The organism is Azospirillum sp. TSO35-2, from assembly GCF_003116095.1.
GTDB lineage: Bacteria > Pseudomonadota > Alphaproteobacteria > Azospirillales > Azospirillaceae > Azospirillum.
Genome location: NZ_LGRA01000013.1, coordinates 274,100 through 292,659 on the forward strand (window position 1 = coordinate 274,100; position 18,560 = coordinate 292,659).

General features: G+C 69.5%; 15 protein-coding genes and 1 CRISPR repeat array. Of the genes, 10 read left to right on the plus strand and 5 right to left on the minus strand.

Annotation, left to right across the window (positions count from 1 at the left end):
* Nucleotides 1-52: 52 nt before the first annotated feature.
* On the minus strand, nt 53-268 hold the full coding sequence (locus tag TSO352_RS08615) for a hypothetical protein (RefSeq protein ID WP_109106934.1): 216 nt from the start codon (nt 266-268) through the stop codon (nt 53-55).
* A 224-nt stretch (nt 269-492) separates the two neighbouring features.
* Between TSO352_RS08615 and TSO352_RS33185 the strand changes: the two genes are divergently transcribed.
* On the plus strand, nt 493-921 hold the full coding sequence (locus TSO352_RS33185; RefSeq protein WP_158284555.1) for an RcnB family protein: 429 nt from the start codon (nt 493-495) through the stop codon (nt 919-921).
* A 14-nt stretch (nt 922-935) separates the two neighbouring features.
* Here the strand turns inward: TSO352_RS33185 and TSO352_RS08625 are convergent, their stop codons facing one another.
* The 4 genes from TSO352_RS08625 to ndk all read right to left on the minus strand — a co-directional run bounded on the left by TSO352_RS08625 (nt 936) and on the right by ndk (nt 6,755).
* Nucleotides 936-2,825, minus strand: a complete 1,890-nt coding sequence (locus tag TSO352_RS08625) for a response regulator (protein WP_109106936.1) — start codon at nt 2,823-2,825, stop codon at nt 936-938.
* Nucleotides 2,826-2,832: 7 nt separating this feature from the next.
* Nucleotides 2,833-5,445, minus strand: a complete 2,613-nt coding sequence (locus TSO352_RS08630; protein WP_109106937.1) for a response regulator — start codon at nt 5,443-5,445, stop codon at nt 2,833-2,835.
* Nucleotides 5,446-5,633: 188 nt separating this feature from the next.
* Nucleotides 5,634-6,140 (minus strand): hypothetical protein, encoded by a 507-nt coding sequence (locus tag TSO352_RS08635; RefSeq protein WP_109106938.1) that lies wholly within the window; start codon nt 6,138-6,140, stop codon nt 5,634-5,636.
* A gap of 192 nt (nt 6,141-6,332) precedes the next feature.
* Nucleotides 6,333-6,755, minus strand: coding sequence for a nucleoside-diphosphate kinase (gene ndk, locus TSO352_RS08640; protein WP_109106939.1), 423 nt, complete (start codon nt 6,753-6,755; stop codon nt 6,333-6,335).
* A gap of 431 nt (nt 6,756-7,186) precedes the next feature.
* Nucleotides 7,187-9,470: a CRISPR direct-repeat array (repeat unit 37 nt; unit sequence GCTTTCCCGAGCAGAAATGCTTGGGCCTCATTGAAGC).
* 336 nt (nt 9,471-9,806) lie between these two features.
* Between ndk and TSO352_RS08645 the strand changes: the two genes are divergently transcribed.
* The 9 genes from TSO352_RS08645 (at nt 9,807) to TSO352_RS08685 (ending at nt 18,544) form a co-directional block, all read left to right on the plus strand.
* Complete coding sequence (locus tag TSO352_RS08645; protein WP_109106940.1) at nt 9,807-11,702, plus strand: ABC-F family ATP-binding cassette domain-containing protein; 1,896 nt, start codon at nt 9,807-9,809, stop codon at nt 11,700-11,702.
* Entirely contained in the window at nt 11,699-12,364 is a 666-nt protein-coding gene (locus tag TSO352_RS08650; protein WP_109106941.1) for an exopolysaccharide biosynthesis protein, read from the plus strand. The genes TSO352_RS08645 and TSO352_RS08650 overlap by 4 nt, the downstream gene beginning before the upstream one ends.
* A gap of 68 nt (nt 12,365-12,432) precedes the next feature.
* The gene (locus TSO352_RS08655; RefSeq protein ID WP_109106942.1) at nt 12,433-13,035 is read left to right on the plus strand and encodes a phospholipid methyltransferase; all 603 of its coding nucleotides are present in this window, start codon (nt 12,433-12,435) and stop codon (nt 13,033-13,035) included.
* A 40-nt stretch (nt 13,036-13,075) separates the two neighbouring features.
* On the plus strand, nt 13,076-13,474 hold the full coding sequence (locus tag TSO352_RS08660; RefSeq protein ID WP_247871985.1) for a VOC family protein: 399 nt from the start codon (nt 13,076-13,078) through the stop codon (nt 13,472-13,474).
* Nucleotides 13,475-13,576: 102 nt separating this feature from the next.
* Nucleotides 13,577-14,371, plus strand: a complete 795-nt coding sequence (locus TSO352_RS08665) for a YdcF family protein (protein ID WP_109106943.1) — start codon at nt 13,577-13,579, stop codon at nt 14,369-14,371.
* Nucleotides 14,372-14,512: 141 nt separating this feature from the next.
* Nucleotides 14,513-15,466 carry a septal ring lytic transglycosylase RlpA family protein gene (locus TSO352_RS08670; RefSeq protein ID WP_109106944.1) on the plus strand — a complete coding sequence of 318 codons (954 nt, stop codon included), beginning with the start codon at nt 14,513-14,515 and terminating at the stop codon, nt 15,464-15,466.
* Nucleotides 15,467-15,552: 86 nt separating this feature from the next.
* Nucleotides 15,553-16,734 (plus strand): D-alanyl-D-alanine carboxypeptidase family protein, encoded by a 1,182-nt coding sequence (locus TSO352_RS08675; RefSeq protein ID WP_109106945.1) that lies wholly within the window; start codon nt 15,553-15,555, stop codon nt 16,732-16,734.
* On the plus strand, nt 16,734-17,414 hold the full coding sequence (tmk, locus tag TSO352_RS08680; RefSeq protein WP_109106946.1) for a dTMP kinase: 681 nt from the start codon (nt 16,734-16,736) through the stop codon (nt 17,412-17,414). Before TSO352_RS08675 ends, tmk begins: the two co-directional genes overlap by 1 nt.
* Nucleotides 17,411-18,544 (plus strand): DNA polymerase III subunit delta', encoded by a 1,134-nt coding sequence (locus TSO352_RS08685; protein ID WP_109106947.1) that lies wholly within the window; start codon nt 17,411-17,413, stop codon nt 18,542-18,544. The genes tmk and TSO352_RS08685 overlap by 4 nt, the downstream gene beginning before the upstream one ends.
* Nucleotides 18,545-18,560 lie beyond the last annotated feature (16 nt).

Below are 18,560 nucleotides of genomic sequence, written 5' to 3' on the forward strand. Positions count from 1 at the left end.
GCCCCCGCCCTCCCCCCGCCGGTCGGGGAGAGGGCACCGACGGCGCGGACGCCTATTTCCTGGACTTCTTGTCCTTCTTGCCCGGCGGCCGGTCCTCCGGGCGATCGATCCGCTTGGCCGATTCGGTGTCGGGTGTGATCGGCTTTCCGGTGTCGGACACCGCCCGGGCGGCTTCCAGCGGGTCGGCGATGTCGCGGTCGGGCTCGTTGGTCAGGGCCTTGCCCTCTTCGGCGGTGCCGGGGCGGTCGCCGGATGTCTGGTCGGCCATCGGACTGCTCCTTCGTTGCGGTCATCATGCCCATCACAACAGCCGGACGGCGCCGGCGCTCCCGACCAGCGGCCCGCCGCGCGGCGGATACCGTCTGTTACCGAAAGGCCGGCCACCGGACACAGGCCGGCAACGAGTCGGCCGCATGCTGGCCGCCGGGAACGCCGATCCGGCGGCGGAACCGGACCGTCACCCAGGCAAGGCCGTCACCAAGGATGGAATCGATGAAACGCACCCTGCTCGCCGTGGCCGTCGCAACGCTCACCCTGGCCGGCGCGGTCGGCACCAGCGCCAGCGCCCAGGGATGGGACCAGCCGCGCCCCGACGAACGGCATGACCGCGGCCCCAACGAGCATCGGCCCGACCCGCGTCGCCCAAACGAGCATCGACCCAACGAGCACCGCCCCGACTCGCACCGCCCCGACGCCAATCCCGGCCACCGGCCCGATGTCCGGCCGGAGCATGGCTGGCGTGCCGGGGAACGGCTGCCGCCGCAGTGGCGGGAGCAGCGCTACGTCATCGCCCGGCCGGCGACCCACCACCTGCACCGGCCGCCGCCCGGCCACCGCTGGGTCCGCGTCGGCCCGGACGCCGTGCTGATCATCTCCGGCACCGGCGTGATCGTCGAGTTCGTGCCGAACCTGTTCCGCTGACATGACCGGCCGGGCTACTCGCCGATGCCCTTCTGCGCCAGGACCACGAAGACCTTCTCTTCCAACTGGTCCGGCGTGAAGGGCTTGGCGATGTAGCCGCTGACGTGGTGGGCCAGCGCCTTCTTCACCGCGTCCAGCGTCGCCAGCGCCGTCACCATCAGGAACGGCAGGTCGCTGCGGCTCTCGCGCACGCACTTCAGCAGGTCCAGCCCGTTCAGCCGCGGCATCATCCAGTCGCAGATGATCAGGTCATAGCCGGCCTCGTCCGCCTGGAAGCGGTCGCGCGCCTCGTGCCCGTCGGCGGCGGTGTCGATCTGCCCGATCCCCAGCTCGTGCAGGACGGACGCAACGAAGGCGCGCGGCCCCTCCTCGTCATCGACCACCAGCACGCGCTGGGTGGCGAGGTCGAGGAAGGGCACCCCGACGGCGGCCAGCGACTGCCGCAGCCAGTGCGCCCGCGCCACCCGCTCCTTGGCGCCGGGGGCGTTCAGCAGGACATGGCGGACGAAGCGCGGGCGGTGGCAATGGCGGTAGAGCACGCGCGCCACCGCCATCCGGCTCTTGCCGGCGCAGAAGGCGCCCTCCCCCGCCAGCCGGACGAGGTCGACCACCATGTCGGTCGGCGGGTCGTCCTTGGCCTGGATCAGCGGGGCCAGCACGCGCTGGGTGCGCAGGAAGGCGTTCTGGATGTCGTCGATCTGGCCGGCCAGGGCCTCCCGCTCCTCGTCGGGGAAGGCGCTGGCGACGACCATCCGCTGGACCTCGGCCAGCCCCTTCAGCTTCTCAGCCCGGTCCTTCCAGCAATCGAGCAGCCGGCCGGCGAAGTCGCGGCTGTCGAAGAAGCTCTTCAGGTAGTCGGTCACCGCCTTGGCCGCGGTGGGCGACAGCGGCATCTTCTGCAGGACGAACAGGATGCGCAGCTTCTGCGCGAAGTTGCGGCCGCGGGTGATTTCCGGGACGGTGTCCTCGTTGACCAGCAGCGCGGTGCGCCGTTGCAGTGACGCCTCGGTGCGGGCGCCGCCGGCATACTGGCCGTCCGGACCGCGCAGCCGCCCGGCCAACTCGCTCAGCGCCATGATCTCGCGCTGGACCGCCTCGATCCCGAACATGTCGCCGGCGCTGGCGATGGTGAAGCAGGCCGGCTTGGCCATCTCGCGGCGGAAGGCGGCGATCAGGCTGTCGCGCAGGGCCGGCATCGGCGTCCGCCGCATCAGCGCCTCCAGCCGGCGGAACAGCGGCGGGGCGTCGTCCGGCATCGGCCGGTCGGCGGCGATCAGCGTCACGATCAGGTCGACCAGCGTGACGAAGGGCGCGTCCCTGGCGCAGGATGCGGTGCCGGCGTCGCTCAGCAGGATCTCGCCCAGCAGCCGTTCCAGCGGCGCCAGCGCGTCGGCGTGGCCGGCCGCCTCGGCCAGCGCCAGCAGCGCCTCGGCCTTCTCGGCGAAGCTGCGCCCGGTGACGATGTGCTGGGCGATCGCCGCGTCCAGCAGGAAGCGGCCGAGGAAGCCGCCGTTCGACAGCAGCTCCGCCGCGATGCCGGTGTAGCCGTCGGCCAGGAACTCCGGCGTCGGGTGCTCGCGCAGCCGTTCGCGGGTCAGGCGGGCGGTCTCGTTGACCAGCGGGGTCAGGGCCCCCTTGCGCTCCATCACCCGTTCGGCCTGGGTCAGGATGGCGACGAAGGTGGCGGTGTTGGACAGCGCGGTCTGGTGGCGCGGGTGGTGCAGCAGTTCGGTCGCGGTCAGCGCGTTCTCGTCGAGGAAGCGCCGGCAGAAACGGCCGACGCTGTCGCGCCCGGCCGGGGCGTAGAGGTCGGCCGGCTCGCGGCACTCGACCACGGCCTCGGCGGCAGCCTCGCTGCCGGCCTGGGCGGCGACCTCGTCGGTCTCCGGCGACACGCTCGTCATCGCCGGCTCAATCGGCCAGAAGCCCGCGCAACGCCTGGAGCAGCCGCTCCGGCGTCACCGGCTTCATCACGACCTGCCGCCCCGGCTGCGCCATCAGCCCGGCCGCCGTCTCCTTCGAGGCGTAGCCGGTCAGGAACAGGATGCGCAGATGCGGGTTGCGCTCCTCCAGGGCGCGGGCAAGGTCGGGGCCGTTCATCCGCGGCATCGACACGTCGCTGACCACGGCGTCGAACAGGCCGCCGGCGGCGTCATAGCGCTCCAGCGCCTCCAGCCCATCGGCGGCCTCGGTCACCACGCAGCCGGCCTCCTCCAGGGCAAGGCGCAGGTAGGTGCGCACCGCCTGCTCGTCGTCGACCAGCAGGATGGCGGCGCTCTCCCCCTCGGCGACGATGAGCGGGTCGAGGCCGGCCGGCGCCGGCGGCGGATCGACGGCGGGCAGGTAGAGCGCGAAGGTCGCACCGGTCCGCTCACCGGCCCCCGGCGTGGCCGCCGGCCGCTCCCGCTCGCCCCGCTCCAGTTCGACGGCGCCGCCGGCCTGCTGGGCGGTGCCGTAGACCATCCACAGCCCGAGCCCGGTGCCCTTGCCCGGTTCCTTGGAGGTGAAGAAGGGCTCCCAGATGCGGTCGCGGATCGCCGCCGGCACGCCGGCGCCCTGGTCGGACACGCGGATCACCACATAGCGGCCCGGCTTCAGCCCGGCGTGGCGGGCGAAGAAGGCGGCGTCGGGCGTCTCCACCGTCAGCGCGATGGTCAGGGTGCCGCCGTCGGGCATGGCGTCGCGGGCGTTCAGCGCCAGGTTCAGCAGCGCCTGGTTCAGCGTGACCGGGTTGACCAGCGCGTGCGCCGTCTCGTCCGCCCCGGTGATCGCCACCGCTATCCCGGCGCTGAGCAGCGGTTTCAGGAAGACCCGCAGGTCGCGCAGCAGCGGCCCCACCGCCACCACCTCGCGCTCGTCGGTCACCCGGCGGTGCGAGAAATCCAGCAGTTGGCCGGTCAGCGCCGCCGCCCGTTCCGACGCCTTGGCGATCTCCTGCACGCAGGTCAGCACCCGGGGCGCGTCGCCGGGGTTGCGCTCCGCCAGCCGGGCGAAGCCGCCGATCGCGGTCAGCATGTTGTTGAACTCGTGCGCGATCCCGCCGGCCATGCGGCCGACCGCCTCCATCTTTTGGGCGCGCTGCAACTCCCCCTCGACCCGGCGGCGGTCGGTGATGTCGTTCAGCACCAGCAGCACCGCCGGCTCGCCGCGGTAGACCACCGGGGTCGCCCCGACCTCCAGATGGCGGTGTTCGCCGGACGGGCGCAGCGCGTCGCATTCCACCCGCCGGCTCTCGCCGTCGGCGGCGGTCGCCAGCGTCGCCTCCAGCGCCACGCCATGGTCCAGGAAGCGCGCCAGCGGCGCCCCCTCCAGCCCGGCGGCGTCGACCCCGAGGATCGAGGCGGCGGCGGTGTTGGCGAAGCGCAGGGCGGCGCGGTCCCAGATGACGATGCCGTAGGGCGCCAGCTCCACCAGTTGGCGATAGCGCCGCTCGCTCTCGCGGAGCGCGTCGACCGTGCGTTCCAGCCGGGTGGTCTGGCCGGCCAGCTCCTCCTCCCGCGTTTTCAGCTCGGTGATGTCCATCAGGATCTTCACCACGCCGCCGGTGCCGGTCGCGTGTTCGCTGATGCGGTACCAGCGGCCGTCGGACAGCAGGCCGTCGACCGGCGCCGAATGCCGCAGATGGCGGTTCAGCCGCTGCTCCACCCAACTGCCGATGTCGCCGTCGCCCTCATAGCCGCCGCGCTCCGCCGCCGCGCGCAGGATGTCGGCGAAGCTGCGGCCGGGGGTCAGCAGGTCGGCGAGGTTGGGATAGGCGCGGCGGTAATGCTCGTTGCAGATCAGCAGCCGGCCGTCGGCGCTGAACAGCACGAAGCCTTCGGAGATGCTGTCGAGCGCGTCATGCATCACCGCCTGCATGAAGCGCGCCTCGACCAGCGCCAGCGTCTCGGCGGTGGCGTCGACGCCGCAGCCGCGATAGCCGCGGAACCGCCCGTCGGCGCCCAGCACCGGCACCGCGCTGAGCCGCAGCACGAACTTGCGGCCGTCCGCCGCGTCGAATCCGACCTCCAGGTCGCGGAAGGGCCGGCCGGCGTCGATGTCGCCCCGGTACTCCGCCCAGGTCGCCTCGTCCCCGGCCAGCGCCGCCAAATCCAGCAGGGAATCGCCGAACACCGACCGCGGGTCGCACCCCAGGATCGCCGTCAGCTGTTCCGACACATAGAGATAGCGGTGGTCCGCCCCGGTTTCCCAGAACCAGTTGGACGAGGCGGCGATGAAGTCGTGCGCCCGGCCGTGCACGGTGCGCAGATGGTCCTGCGTCCGCCGCAGCTCCGTTTCACAGCGCGCCAGCGCCCGCGTGGTCGCCGCCGTCCGCCACGCCCCCCACAGGGCGAAGCCGGTGACCGCCGCCAGGGCGCCGGCCACCGGCAGGCTGGCTTGGCCCGCCACCGCCAGCGCCAGGATCGATCCGACGCCGGTCAGCCCGGCCAGGGTGCCGGGAAGCCGTTCGGACAGGGCGGGCCGGTGCACCGGCGCGGCTGTGACCGGGGGGCGGATCGGTTCGTCGGCGCTGGCAACGTCCACGGGACCTCCGTCGGGCCGGAAAGACAAATGCTCGATGAGTTTTCATCGAATGCCTTCCGTCATAGGAGATCAGGCGTTAACAGCAAGTTTCGACCGGCGGGTTTCTTTCTGTCGCAATGGCCGGGGCGGCTGCAACCTTTTGTCGCGGCGCGGCGGACACTGTTGCCGCCGCGCCGGACCAGCGGCGTTCAGACGTCGAGGTCGATGTCGATCTCGCCGTCATCCTCGGGCGCGCGGCCCAGCAGCAGGTCGGCGGCGTCCAGCGTCAGCGCCTCCAGATCGGCGTCGCGCTCCTCGTCGGGCATGCGCAGCGAATGCATCACCTGGGTCGCCAGATGGATCAGCATGGCGCGGACGCAGTCGTCCTCCGGATACTCCAGCCCGACCGTGTCCTTCAGGAAGGCGCCGAGCTGGTCCGGCGTGTTCCAGGGATGGGTGACGACGGTGTCGAAGCCGCTGGTGCCGAGGAAGACGCTGTTCAGCGCGATGGCCTGCCGGTTGATGCCGTCCACCGCCTCGTCCTGGTCGAGACGGCCGTTCAGCACCTCGTTGAACGCGCCCAGGCTGAGATCGACGAACTGGCGGACCAGCAGGCGGACGACGGATTCGTCCGACAGGTCGTTGCGGGCCTGGGTCAGCACCGGCAGCGGTTGCAGCAGCGCCGCGATGATCGGCTTTGCGGACTGGGATTCCATCGCGGTTGCTCCTGTCATGACGGCCCGCACCGCGTGCGGGTCCTGTGGCGTGGGCCCATGGTCCGGGCCCTGTGGTTCAAGTCCGGTGACTTATGGCACCGATACTGCCAGACCCGCGGCCAAAACGCAAAAAGGCCGCCCCGGTCAGGGCGGCCTTTTCGGAAAACCGCGGGCGGAGTGCCCGGGATCCTATCAGCCCACCAGCTCGATGCCGGCGAAGAAGAAGGCGATTTCCTGGGCGGCGGTGTCGGCGGCGTCCGAACCATGGACCGAGTTCGCCTCGATCGATTCGGCGAACTCCTTGCGGATGGTGCCCTCGGCGGCGTTGGCCGGGTTGGTGGCGCCCATGATCTCGCGGTTGCGGGCGATGGCGTTCTCGCCTTCCAGCACCTGCAGGACCACCGGGCCGGAGATCATGAAGGAGACCAGGTCGTTGAAGAACGGACGCTCGCGGTGCACGCCGTAGAACTGCTCGGCCTGGGCCTTCGACAGCTGGACGCGCTTCTGGGCGACGATGCGCAGACCGCCGTCTTCGAACTTGGCGTTGATCTTGCCGGTCAGGTTGCGGCGGGTGGCGTCGGGCTTGATGATCGAGAGGGTGCGTTCAACGGCCATGCTGGTGACTCCTGCAGGAAGGGGCTTTTCGCCGATTAAAAGCGTGCAGGCGCCACCGGAAGGACCGGGGCGCCGGATGGGCGGCTTTATAGAGGCGCTTTCGCGGCGCGGCAAGGCGTTCGTTGGAGCGCGCGGCGGTGCGGCCGCGAGGAACGCACGGTGGAGCGCCCGCGGCCTCGGCCGAATGTCTGGCGAGGAACCGGTCATCCGTGCTACTTATGTTCCATCAGCCGGCACCGCCCCGCAAGCGGCCCGACGCAGGCGAAACCCCCGTCACCGCTCGCACCGGTCGGCGCCGTTGATTTCGCAGGGATCTTTGACCGGGTGAAGAACGAAACAGAACCAGGATTCCTGACCACCCGATCAGGATCGCCGACCGCTCGCAATCACGCCGACTTTCCGTTGTTTTCCAGCAAGCTGCAGGGCAACCTGCTTTCCCGAGCAGAAATGCTTGGGCCTCATTGAAGCGACATGACCCTCAACATGGTCAAGACGTCGATCCGCGCTTTCCCGAGCAGAAATGCTTGGGCCTCATTGAAGCACGATGCCGGGCATCTGGGGAATGGCGGAGATGGTCATTCAGGCTTTCCCGAGCAGAAATGCTTGGGCCTCATTGAAGCAGGCGTAGCGGCGCATGGCGCCAGCGAAGACGGCGCGGGCTTTCCCGAGCAGAAATGCTTGGGCCTCATTGAAGCGCGGTCAGGATGCCGTAGGAGGCTTGCAGTTTCTCCGGCTTTCCCGAGCAGAAATGCTTGGGCCTCATTGAAGCCCAGATCCCCCCGTCCAACCAGCTCCGGAAAGGGCGGCGCTTTCCCGAGCAGAAATGCTTGGGCCTCATTGAAGCCCAACAGCGACAACGGCGGACGCCTGGGGGAGGTGGCGGGCTTTCCCGAGCAGAAATGCTTGGGCCTCATTGAAGCGCCACACGCGAGGCGATCAAGGCGGCGACCGACCTCGCTTTCCCGAGCAGAAATGCTTGGGCCTCATTGAAGCTCAAAGGTCCGATAGGCACCCAGGCCGAGCATCGGCACGCTTTCCCGAGCAGAAATGCTTGGGCCTCATTGAAGCCTGACATATTCGAGCGCGATGGTTTCCCCTACCCCGCTTTCCCGAGCAGAAATGCTTGGGCCTCATTGAAGCGGCGCCGTCCTTGCCGCAACTGACGGCGATGCGGGCGCTTTCCCGAGCAGAAATGCTTGGGCCTCATTGAAGCCCGGAAACGCTCCGCCGTCTCGTATCGCTGATACGAGGAGCTTTCCCGAGCAGAAATGCTTGGGCCTCATTGAAGCCGTTGCTTCGGCGTCATCGGCCCGGCCGAGGCCGCGGCGGCTTTCCCGAGCAGAAATGCTTGGGCCTCATTGAAGCTGGATTGGGCTGGCGACAGCCGAGGGCGAGGTGGTGGCGCTTTCCCGAGCAGAAATGCTTGGGCCTCATTGAAGCCGCCGCCCACTCGGTGACGGAGGTCGTCCGCAACGTCCTGCTTTCCCGAGCAGAAATGCTTGGGCCTCATTGAAGCTGGTGCTAGAACCGGGGGTTTTGCTGCATGCGTTGCACGCTTTCCCGAGCAGAAATGCTTGGGCCTCATTGAAGCGGAGCCACACGATACAGCAGATACTCGGTCACGGAGCTTTCCCGAGCAGAAATGCTTGGGCCTCATTGAAGCGGTGAGAAAGCCGCCGGCGGTGTGCCGCTCCATCGGATGCTTTCCCGAGCAGAAATGCTTGGGCCTCATTGAAGCTAACGACCGCTTAGGATACCAACGAAGGTATTGCCGGTGCTTTCCCGAGCAGAAATGCTTGGGCCTCATTGAAGCCTGCACGGGCAGACCGACACCCGGTGGCGCCACATCCCGGCTTTCCCGAGCAGAAATGCTTGGGCCTCATTGAAGCCATTTTTCCGCCGCCGCGGGTCGAGCCCGCTCACCCCGCTTTCCCGAGCAGAAATGCTTGGGCCTCATTGAAGCGCTACACGGCGGTCAACAAGGATCGCCTGCTGTTCCTCAACGCTTTCCCGAGCAGAAATGCTTGGGCCTCATTGAAGCACTTCTGGTCCCGCCCCATGTCCAGCCGGTCCACCGCTGCTTTCCCGAGCAGAAATGCTTGGGCCTCATTGAAGCGACTACCTCACCCGAGGTGACCGCTTCCACTTTGTCGCTTTCCCGAGCAGAAATGCTTGGGCCTCATTGAAGCCCCGTGGGCTTGAAGTAGAGGAAGGCGGCTTTGAGCGTCGCTTTCCCGAGCAGAAATGCTTGGGCCTCATTGAAGCTAGGGAAGGCTTCCAGAGACATAGAGGCCCTTCTTCTCGGGCTTTCCCGAGCAGAAATGCTTGGGCCTCATTGAAGCCACTGCCTGGGCTGCGGCCGCGTGGCCGTGCTGGAGGCTTTCCCGAGCAGAAATGCTTGGGCCTCATTGAAGCAACCGCTCTTCTTTGATGAACTTGTAGACCTCGGCCAGCTTTCCCAAGCAGAAATGCTTGGGCCTCATTGAAGCTTGTACCCATAAGGGAAACGGTTGCGGGCCGAGTTCAGCGCTTTCCCGAGCAGAAATGCTTGGGCCTCATTGAAGCGCGTCGATCGGGGGCGCACCGATCCGGTCACCCCGGATGCTTTCCCGAGCAGAAATGCTTGGGCCTCATTGAAGCTCCCAATAGCCGCGGGTGTCGGGCGCCTCGTCCTGTCCGCTTTCCCGAGCAGAAATGCTTGGGCCTCATTGAAGCGTCCGGCCATCCGCCGGCGTGACCGGCTTTCGGCGGGGTTTCCCGAACAGACATGCACAAGCTCCATCGTCCAAAACCATGTCCGACATCCGCTGCGGCCGGCGCTCTCCGCCGGGGCGGTGAAACGATGAAACACCCGCCGGAAAATGGTTCATGCTGTTTCAAACGTTCCATCCACGCCGGCCCGAGCGCGGCGAAATGGCGGATTCCCACGCTTTCACCCGACCGACCGGCGGGAGCCGTGCAACACGCCCCCACCCCCGCAAGGGACAAAGCGCGGGCTTTCGCCCCGCCCCGCTTCAAATCCGCGGCCCCGCGTGCTACATCCTCGCCGCTATGCTGCACATCAACGACCTGACCTTCCGCTTCGGCGGCCGAGAGTTGTTCGACCACGCGACGGCGGTCGTGTCCAAGGGGCACCGCGTGGCTCTGGTCGGGCGCAACGGCACCGGGAAATCAACCCTGCTGAAGCTGATCGCGGGTCAGCTCCAGACCGACGCCGGGGCGATCACGCTGCCCGCCGGCATGCGGATGGGCATGGTCGCGCAGGAGGCGCCGAGCGGCCCGACCACGCTGATCGACGCCGTGCTGGCCGCCGACACCGAACGCACCGCCCTGCTGGCCGAGGCGGAGACCGCGACCGACCCGATGCGCATCGGCGAGATCCACGCCCGCCTGACCGACATCGAGGCGCACTCGGCGCCGTCGCGCGCGGCGCAGGTGCTGTCCGGCCTGGGCTTCGACGCCGAGGCGCAACAGCGGCCCTGCTCCGACTTCTCCGGCGGCTGGCGGATGCGCGTGGCGCTGGCCGGCGTGCTGTTCTCCCGCCCCGACCTGCTGCTGCTCGACGAGCCGACCAACCACCTCGATCTCGAAGCGACGATCTGGCTGGAGGGCTATCTCAAGAACTACCCGCACACCATCCTGCTGGTCAGCCACGACCGCGAGCTGCTGAACGCGGTGCCGACCACGACGATCCACATCGACAACGGCAAGCTGGTCACCTACAGCGGCAACTACGACCAGTTCCTGTCCCAGCGCCGGGCCAACCAGGAACGGCTCGCCTCGATGGCGGCCAAGCAGGAGGCGCGGCGCAAGCACATGATGTCCTACGTCGACCGCTTCCGCTTCAAGGCCAGCAAGGCCCGCCAGGCGCAGAGCCGCCTGAAGCTGCTGGAGCGGATGGAGTCGATCACCCTGCTGGACGACGATCCCGAGGTCGTCTTCAACTTCCCGCCGCCGGACGAGCTGGCGCCGCCGCTGATCGCGCTGGAAGGGGTCAGCATCGGCTACGGCGACACGGTGATCCTGCGCCGGGTCAACCTGCGCATCGACATGGAGGACCGCATCGGCCTGCTCGGCGCCAACGGCAACGGCAAGTCGACGCTGGTCAAGCTGCTGGCCGGGCGGTTGCAGCCGATGGCCGGCGAGATGCGGCGCCCGTCGAAGCTGCGCGTCGGCTATTTCGCCCAGCACCAGTCGGAGGAGCTGGACCTGTCGCTGACGCCGATCCAGCAGACCCAGCGCATCATGCCGCTGGCGCTGGAGGAGAAGGTGCGCGCCCATCTCGGCCGCTTCGGCTTCCCGCAGGCCAAGGCGGAGACCAAGATCGCCAACCTGTCGGGCGGCGAGAAGGCGCGGCTGCTGCTGGCGCTGATGAGCCGGGAAGTCCCGCACATCCTGATGCTGGACGAACCGACCAACCACCTGGACATCGACAGCCGCGAAGCCCTGATCGAGGCGATCAACGATTTCCCCGGCGCGGTCATCATCATCAGCCACGATCCCCACCTGATCGAGATGACGGTCGACCGGCTGCTGCTGGTGGCCAACGGCACCGTCCAGCCCTATGACGGCGACCTGGAGGATTACCGGCGCTACCTGCTCGACCGCGCCAAGGCCGAACGGGCGGTGGCGAAGGGCACGTCCGACCGCGACGCCGGGCCGAACAAGAAGGACCAGCGCCGCGCCGCCGCCGAGACCCGCACCGCCCTGGCGCCGCTGAAGCGCAAGGCGACCGACGCCGAGGCTTTGGTCACAAAATTGAGCGACGAAAAGCGCAAGATCGAGGCGAAGATGGCCGATCCGGCGCTCTACACCGGTCCGGCCGAGGCGCTGACCAAGCTCCAGATCGACCTGGGCACCGTGGAGAAGAAGCTGGCAACGGCGGAGGAGACGTGGTTGGAAGCCCTCGAAGCCTACGAAAGCGCCGCAGCGGAGGCGGGCGCGTGACCGCCCGCGACGCGGACGACGACGTCATCGCCCTGCCCGCCCTGTCCGACGAGGTGGAGGAGGAGCGCACGTCCGACCTGCTGGCCCGCTTCCGCGCCAACCTGCCGGATGGCCGGGTGACGCTGAACGACCTGATCCAGGCGCTGGGCGACCGCTCGCTCGGCACCATCCTGCTGGCGCTGGCGCTGCCGACCATCGCGCCGGTGCCGCTGGGCGTGTCCTGCCTGTTCGACCTGCCGATCGTGCTCTACACCGCCCAGCTCGCCTTCGGCCGGCGTGGCGCCGGGCTGCCCGACTGGCTGCTGCGGCGGTCGGTCGGCACCAGGCTGGCCGCCCGCACACTCGACGCCGCCATGCCGCGGCTGACCGGGATCGAGCGGATGCTGAAGCCGCGCGTCCACCGCCTCGCCCGCATCGACCGCGAGCGCTGGTTCGGGCTGTTGCTGTTCATCCTGACGCTGACCTGCATCGTGCCGCTGCCGCTGACCGGCTGGCTGCCCGGCTTCGCCCTGGTGCTGATCTCGCTGGGGCTGATCGAGCGCGACGGCGGCGCCATCGGCGTCGGGCTGGGGCTGACCGTGGCGGCGCTGGTGTTTTTCGCGCTGGTGGCGAGCAGCCTGTCATACGCCGGTCACCAACTTCTGGCAGCAACACTGCATTAGGGCGGGCCGCCGGCACTCCGCGACAGCGCGTCGACCGGCCGGTCCGCGTCCCCCGCAGGAGGCTCCGGATGACCCCGACCGCGCCGACCACCACCGCCCACCGGCCTATCGCCGAATCCTGGCTGTTCTTCCGCCGCTGGCTGGCCGATCCCCGGGCCATGGGCTCGGTGGCGCCGTCGTCCGCCGCGCTGCGCCGGCGCATCACCCGCCACGTCCGCCGCGACGCCGACGAGCTGGTGGTGGAGTTCGGTGGCGGCACCGGCCCGATCACCGGCGCGCTGCTGGACTCCGGCATCCCGGCCGACCGCCTTTGCAGCTTCGAGATCGACCCGGCGCTGGCCGACCATCTGCGCCGGCGCCACCCCGACGTCACCGTCTTCGCCGACGACTGCCGCAAGGCGCCCGAACTGCTGGGGCAGGCGCGGTGCGGCACAGTCGGCACCGTCGTCATCGGCATCCCGATGATCACCTTCCCGCTGGCCTTCCAGCGCGAGGTGCTGGACGCCACCTTCCGCATCCTGCGGCCGGGCGGGCGTTTCCTGCTCTACAGCTTCATGCCGCACTCGCCGCTCGACCGCAAGGCGCTGGAGCTGACGGGCGAACGGCTGGCCTTCACCCCGCTGAACCTGCCGCCGGCCTCGGTCTGGGGATACCGGCGGGCGGAGGGATGATAGGATCGCCGCCACCCGACACTCCCGCCCTGGAGGCCCGATGACCATGAAGTTCGGCTACACCATCGTCTATGTCCCCGACGTCGCCGCATCGCTGGCCTTCTTCGAGAAGGCCTTCGGCCTGACCCGCCGCTTCCTCGCCGAGACCGGCGACTACGGCGAGCTGGACACCGGCGCGACCACCCTGTCCTTCGCCAGCCGGGAGCTGGCCCTGTCGCACCACCCGGCCGGCTATGTCTTCGCCAGCGACAGCGCCAAGCCGCTAGGCGTCGAGATCGCCCTGGTCACCGACGACGTCGAGGCGGCGCACGCCACCGCGCTGGCCACCGGCGCCGCCGAACTGTCACCGCCCCAGCGCAAGCCCTGGGGCCAGACGGTGTCCTTCCTCCGCTGCCCCGACGGCACGCTGGTGGAACTCTGCACGCCGGTCGGGGGCTGATCCCGTCCGGGTGAAGGGCGGTTGCGATGAACGGCATTTGCCCCGCCGTCACCGCCCCGCTTATGCTGCGCCGCCTTTTCCCCCATCACAGCGGGTGCGCCGGTGCTGTCCTTCATCCTGTCGAAGCTGCTGTGGGGCGTCGTGGCGCCCGGCAACGCGCTGGTCCTGGCGGTGGCGGCGGGGGCGGCGCTGCTGCGGACGCGGCGCTGGCAGCGGGCGGGCAAGCGGCTGATCACGCTGGCGGCGCTGCTGCTGCTGCTCGTCACCTACACCGGGTTGGGCGCGCTGGTGGCGGTGCCGCTGGAGAACCGTTTCCCGCGCGCCGAGCCGACCGGCCGGATCGACGGCATCATCATGCTGGGCGGCGCCGTCAACCCGCCGATCACCGCCGACCGCGGCGACCCGTCGGTCAACGAGGCGGCGGAGCGGGTGCTGGCCTTCGCCGATCTGGTCCGCCGCCACCCGGAGGCCAGGGCGCTGTTCACCGGCGGCTCCGGCCGGCTGCTCGGCCAGGAGTACAAGGAGGACGTTTCGGCCCGCGCCGCCCTGCTGGAGGCCGGCATCCCGGAGGACCGGGTGATCTACGAGGCGGACTCGCGCAACACCTGGGAAAACGCCCTGTTCAGCCAGGATCTGGTGAAGCCGGCGCCGGGCGAACGCTGGGTCCTCGTCACCTCCGCCATGCACATGCCGCGGTCGGTCGGCATCTTCCGCCGCCTGGGCTGGGACGTCATCCCCTACCCCGTCGACTACCGCACCCGCCACGACGCAACCCCTTACATCCGCTTCGAATTCGGTCAGAATCTGGTGATCCTCGACGACGCGGTGCGCGAGTGGATCGGGCTGGCCGCCTATCGGGCGATGGGCCGCACCGACAGCCTGCTGCCGGGCCCCTGAGCGCCGGCTTCCCCCCTCCCCCATCCGGGGCCTGTGCCATTGTGACTCCCCCGCGTTGCGGGCATTGGCGCGGGCGTGCCACTCGGCTAGAGTGCCGCCGCCTTGACGGTTCGGGGCCTTGGGAAACGAGGGGTTTGGCGGATGCGTCGCTGGCGCGGGGTGAGCAGGGTGATCATGCTGGTCGGCGTGACGACGCTTGCCGCCTGCGCGCAGAAGCCCACCGGCTCCGGCCTGCCGACCAGCGGCGTCTACAAGGTGGGCAAGCCCTACCAGATCAACGGCGTCTGGTACTACCCCAAGGAAGACTTCAATTACGACGAGACGGGCATCGCCTCGTGGTACGGCCCCGGCTTCCACGAGAAGGCCACCGCCAACGGCGAACTCTACGACCAGAACGAGCTGACCGCGGCGCACAAGACGCTGCCGATGCCGAGCTTGGTGCGCGTCACCAACCTGGACAACGGCCGGTCGGTGGTGGTCCGCGTCAACGACCGCGGTCCCTACGCCAACGGCCGCATCATCGACATGTCGCGCCGCGGCGCCCAACTGCTGGGGTTCGAGACCGGCGGCACCGCCAAGGTCCGCGTCCAGATCCTGGGCGAGGAAAGCCGCGCCATCGCCGCCGCCGCGCGCCAGGGCACCCCCGCCCCGATGCTGGCGGAACTGGACGGCCCGCCGCCCAAGGCCGCCCCGCGCGGCCGAATCGAGGTCACCGGCGCAGCCGGGCCGACCACGACGGCCTCCCCCGCCCGCGATGGCGTCGTCGGCGCGCCGGTGCCGCCGCCCGCCACGGTGGCCGGCGCGATGTCCGGCGGCCGTTTCGTGCCGGCCCCGGTGGTCGCCCAGTTGCCGGTGAGCAGCCACGACAGCATCTATGTGCAGGTCGGTGCCTTCGGCAGCGAGGAGAACGTGACCCGCGCCCGTGCCCGTCTGTCGACCATCGGCCAGCCGGTCCGCGTCAGCCCGACGCGTTCCGGCGGGCAGACCCTTCAACGCGTCCGGGTCGGTCCGCTCGACAGCGTGGACCGCGCCGACGCCGTGCTCAACCAGATCATTCAGGCTGGCCTTACGGAGGCCAAAATCGTGGTGGATTGATCGTGTTTGCTCGTTCTGGGCCATCCGGTTCCCCCGACCGCATCATCGAAGCGCCTGTGTCCGAGTGTCCTTGGAGGATTGTTGCCATGAACGCTGTTGTCGTTCGCCTTTGCGCCGCATTCGGCCGTTCCGTCGCGCTCGCGGCCGGATTAGCCATGGCCGGAGCCACGATAGCCGCCAGCCTGACCGCGAACGCCGCGACGCTCGACACCATCGCCAAGCAGGCGATCCTGGTCGATCTGACCTCGAACACCGTGCTGTTCGAGAAGAACGCCGACGAGCGCATGGCGCCCTCGTCGATGAGCAAGATCATGACCGCCTACATGGTGTTCGAGGCGATCAAGGGCGGCCGCCTGACGCTGGAAAGCACCCTGCCGGTGAGTGAGCGGGCGTGGCGCATGCAGGGCTCCAAGATGTTCGTGGAGCTGCACAACAACATCAAGGTCGACGACCTGCTGAAGGGCATGATCGTCCAGTCCGGCAACGACGCCTGCATCGTGCTGGCCGAGGGGCTGGCCGGATCGGAGGCCTCCTTCGCCGAACAGGCGACCAAGCGTGCGCGGGAACTGGGGCTGAAGAACAGCAACTTCGTCAATGCCACCGGCTGGCCCGACCCCAACCACTACATGACCGCCCGCGATCTGGCGATCCTGGCCGAACGATTGATCAAGGACTTCCCCGAATTCTACAAGTACGATTCGATCCGGGAGTTCAAGTATCACGGCATCACCCAGGGCAACCGCAACCCGCTGCTCTACCGCAACATGAACGTCGACGGCCTAAAGACCGGCCACACCGACGCCGGCGGCTATGGCCTGACCGCGTCGGGCGAGCGCGACGGGCGCCGGCTGCTGCTGGTGGTCAACGGCCTGCCCAGCATGCAGGCGCGCGCCGACGAATCCGCCCGCCTGATCGAGTGGGGCTTCCGCGAGTTCGCGTCCTACACCCTCTACAAGGGCGGCGAAACGATCGAGCAGGCCCCCGTCTGGCTCGGCGAGCAGGAGATGGTGCCGGTCACCGTGCCGGAAAACCTCAGCGTCACCATGGCCCGCGCCGACCGGCCCGGCATGAAGGTGTCGCTGGTCACCAACAGCCCGGTCGCCGCCCCGATCAAGAAGGGCGACGTCGTCGGCAAGCTGGTGATCGCCGCCCCCGGCTTCCCGGGCAAGGAGGTGCCGGTGGTGGCCGCCCAGGACGTTCCCAAGGCCGGCTTCATCGGCCGGGCCTACGCCGCGGCGAAGTATCTCGTGTTCGGCGGCAAGAGCTGATGGCCGTGCCCGCTTCCGCCGTCGCCACGTCTGCCGCCCGCGGCCGCTTCATCACGCTGGAAGGCGGTGAAGGGGCCGGCAAGTCGACGCAGCTCCGCCGGCTGGCCGAGGCGCTGAGCACGGCGCTCGCCCCGCGCGGCGCCCGGGTGGTGACGACGCGCGAGCCGGGCGGATCGAAGGGGGCGGAGGAAATCCGCGCCCTGCTGGTCACCGGCGAAACCGGCCGCTGGAGCGCGACGACGGAGGCGCTGCTGCACACCGCCGCCCGCCGCGACCATCTGGAGCGCACGGTCTGGCCGGCGCTGGAGGCCGGGGACTGGGTGCTGTGCGACCGCTTCTTCGACAGCACCATGGCCTACCAGGGCTATGGGCTGGGGCTGGGCCGGCCGCTGATCGAGACGCTGCAGACGGCGGCCTTCGGCGATTTCCGGCCCGACCTGACGCTGATCCTCGACATCGACGTGGTGACCGGCCTGCACCGCGCCGCGTCGCGCCATGGCGGCGAGGACCGCTATGAACGGATGGACACGTCCTTTCACCAGCGCCTGCGCGACGGCTTCCTCGACATTGCCCGGCGCGAGCCGGAGCGTTGCGCGGTGATCGACGCCGACGCCGACCTCGACGGCGTGCAGGCCCGCGTCTGGGCCGCCGCATCGGCCCGCCTGGGCTTGGCGCCATGAGCAAGGCGCGCGGCTCCGCTGCGGCCGAACCGGCGGCCGACGACGCGCTGGCCCCGCGGCGCAATCCCGACCTCGTCGGCCATGACGAGGCCGAGCGGCTGTTGCTGGAAGCCTGGAACTCCGGCCGCCTGCCGCACGCCTGGCTGATCGGCGGCACGCCCGGCGTCGGCAAGGCGACGCTGGCCTACCGCTTCGCCCGCTTCGTCCTGGCCCAGGATCCGCCGGGCGACAGCCTGTTCGGCACCGCCGCGCCGGCGACCTCGCTGCACCTGCCGCCCGACCACCCGGTGTTCCGCCGCGTCGCCTCGGGCGGCCACGCCGACCTGCTGACGGTGGAGCGCCAGCGCGACGAGAAGCGCGACCGGCTGAAGCGCGACATCGCCGTCGACGACGTGCGCAAGATCGGCCCGGCCCTGCGCCGCACCTCGGCGGAGGGCGGCTGGCGTGTCGCGGTGATCGACGGCGCCGACCGCATGAACGTCAGCGGCCTGAACGCCATCCTGAAGATCCTGGAGGAACCGCCGCCCGGCGCCCTGCTGCTGCTGGTCAGCGACAACCCCGGCGGCATGCTGCCGACCATCCGCTCGCGCTGCCGCAAGCTGACGCTGAAGCCGCTGGAGGAGGACACCGTCATCGGCCTGCTGGCCCAGCACCGCCCGGCGCTGGCCGTGGAGGACCGCGCCGCGCTGGCCCGGCTGTCGGAGGGCAGCATCGGCCGCGCCATCGACCTTGCCGACGCCGGCGGGCTTGGGCTGTACCGCGAGATGATCGCCCTGCTTGCCGACCTGCCGCGGCTGGACATCGTCGCTGCCCACGCCTTCGGCGACAAGCTGGTCCGCAAGCAGGACGACGGCCTCTACGAGACGGCGACGGAGCTGCTGGTCTGGTGGCTCGCCCGCTTCGCCCGTTCCACCGCCCGCGGCGTCCTGCCGGCGGAGGTGGTGCCCGGCGAGGCCGCGCTGATGAGCCGATTGGCATCGGCAGGGCACGGGGGCACCCGCAGTCTTGAACGTTGGGTGGAGGTGTGGGAAAAGGTTCAGCGTCTTTTCGCTCGCGCGGAATCCGCAAACCTGGACCGCAAGCAGGTGGTCCTGAACGCCCTGGCGGCGCTGGAAACGGCGGCCGCCTGACCGGCGTTCGCTTTAG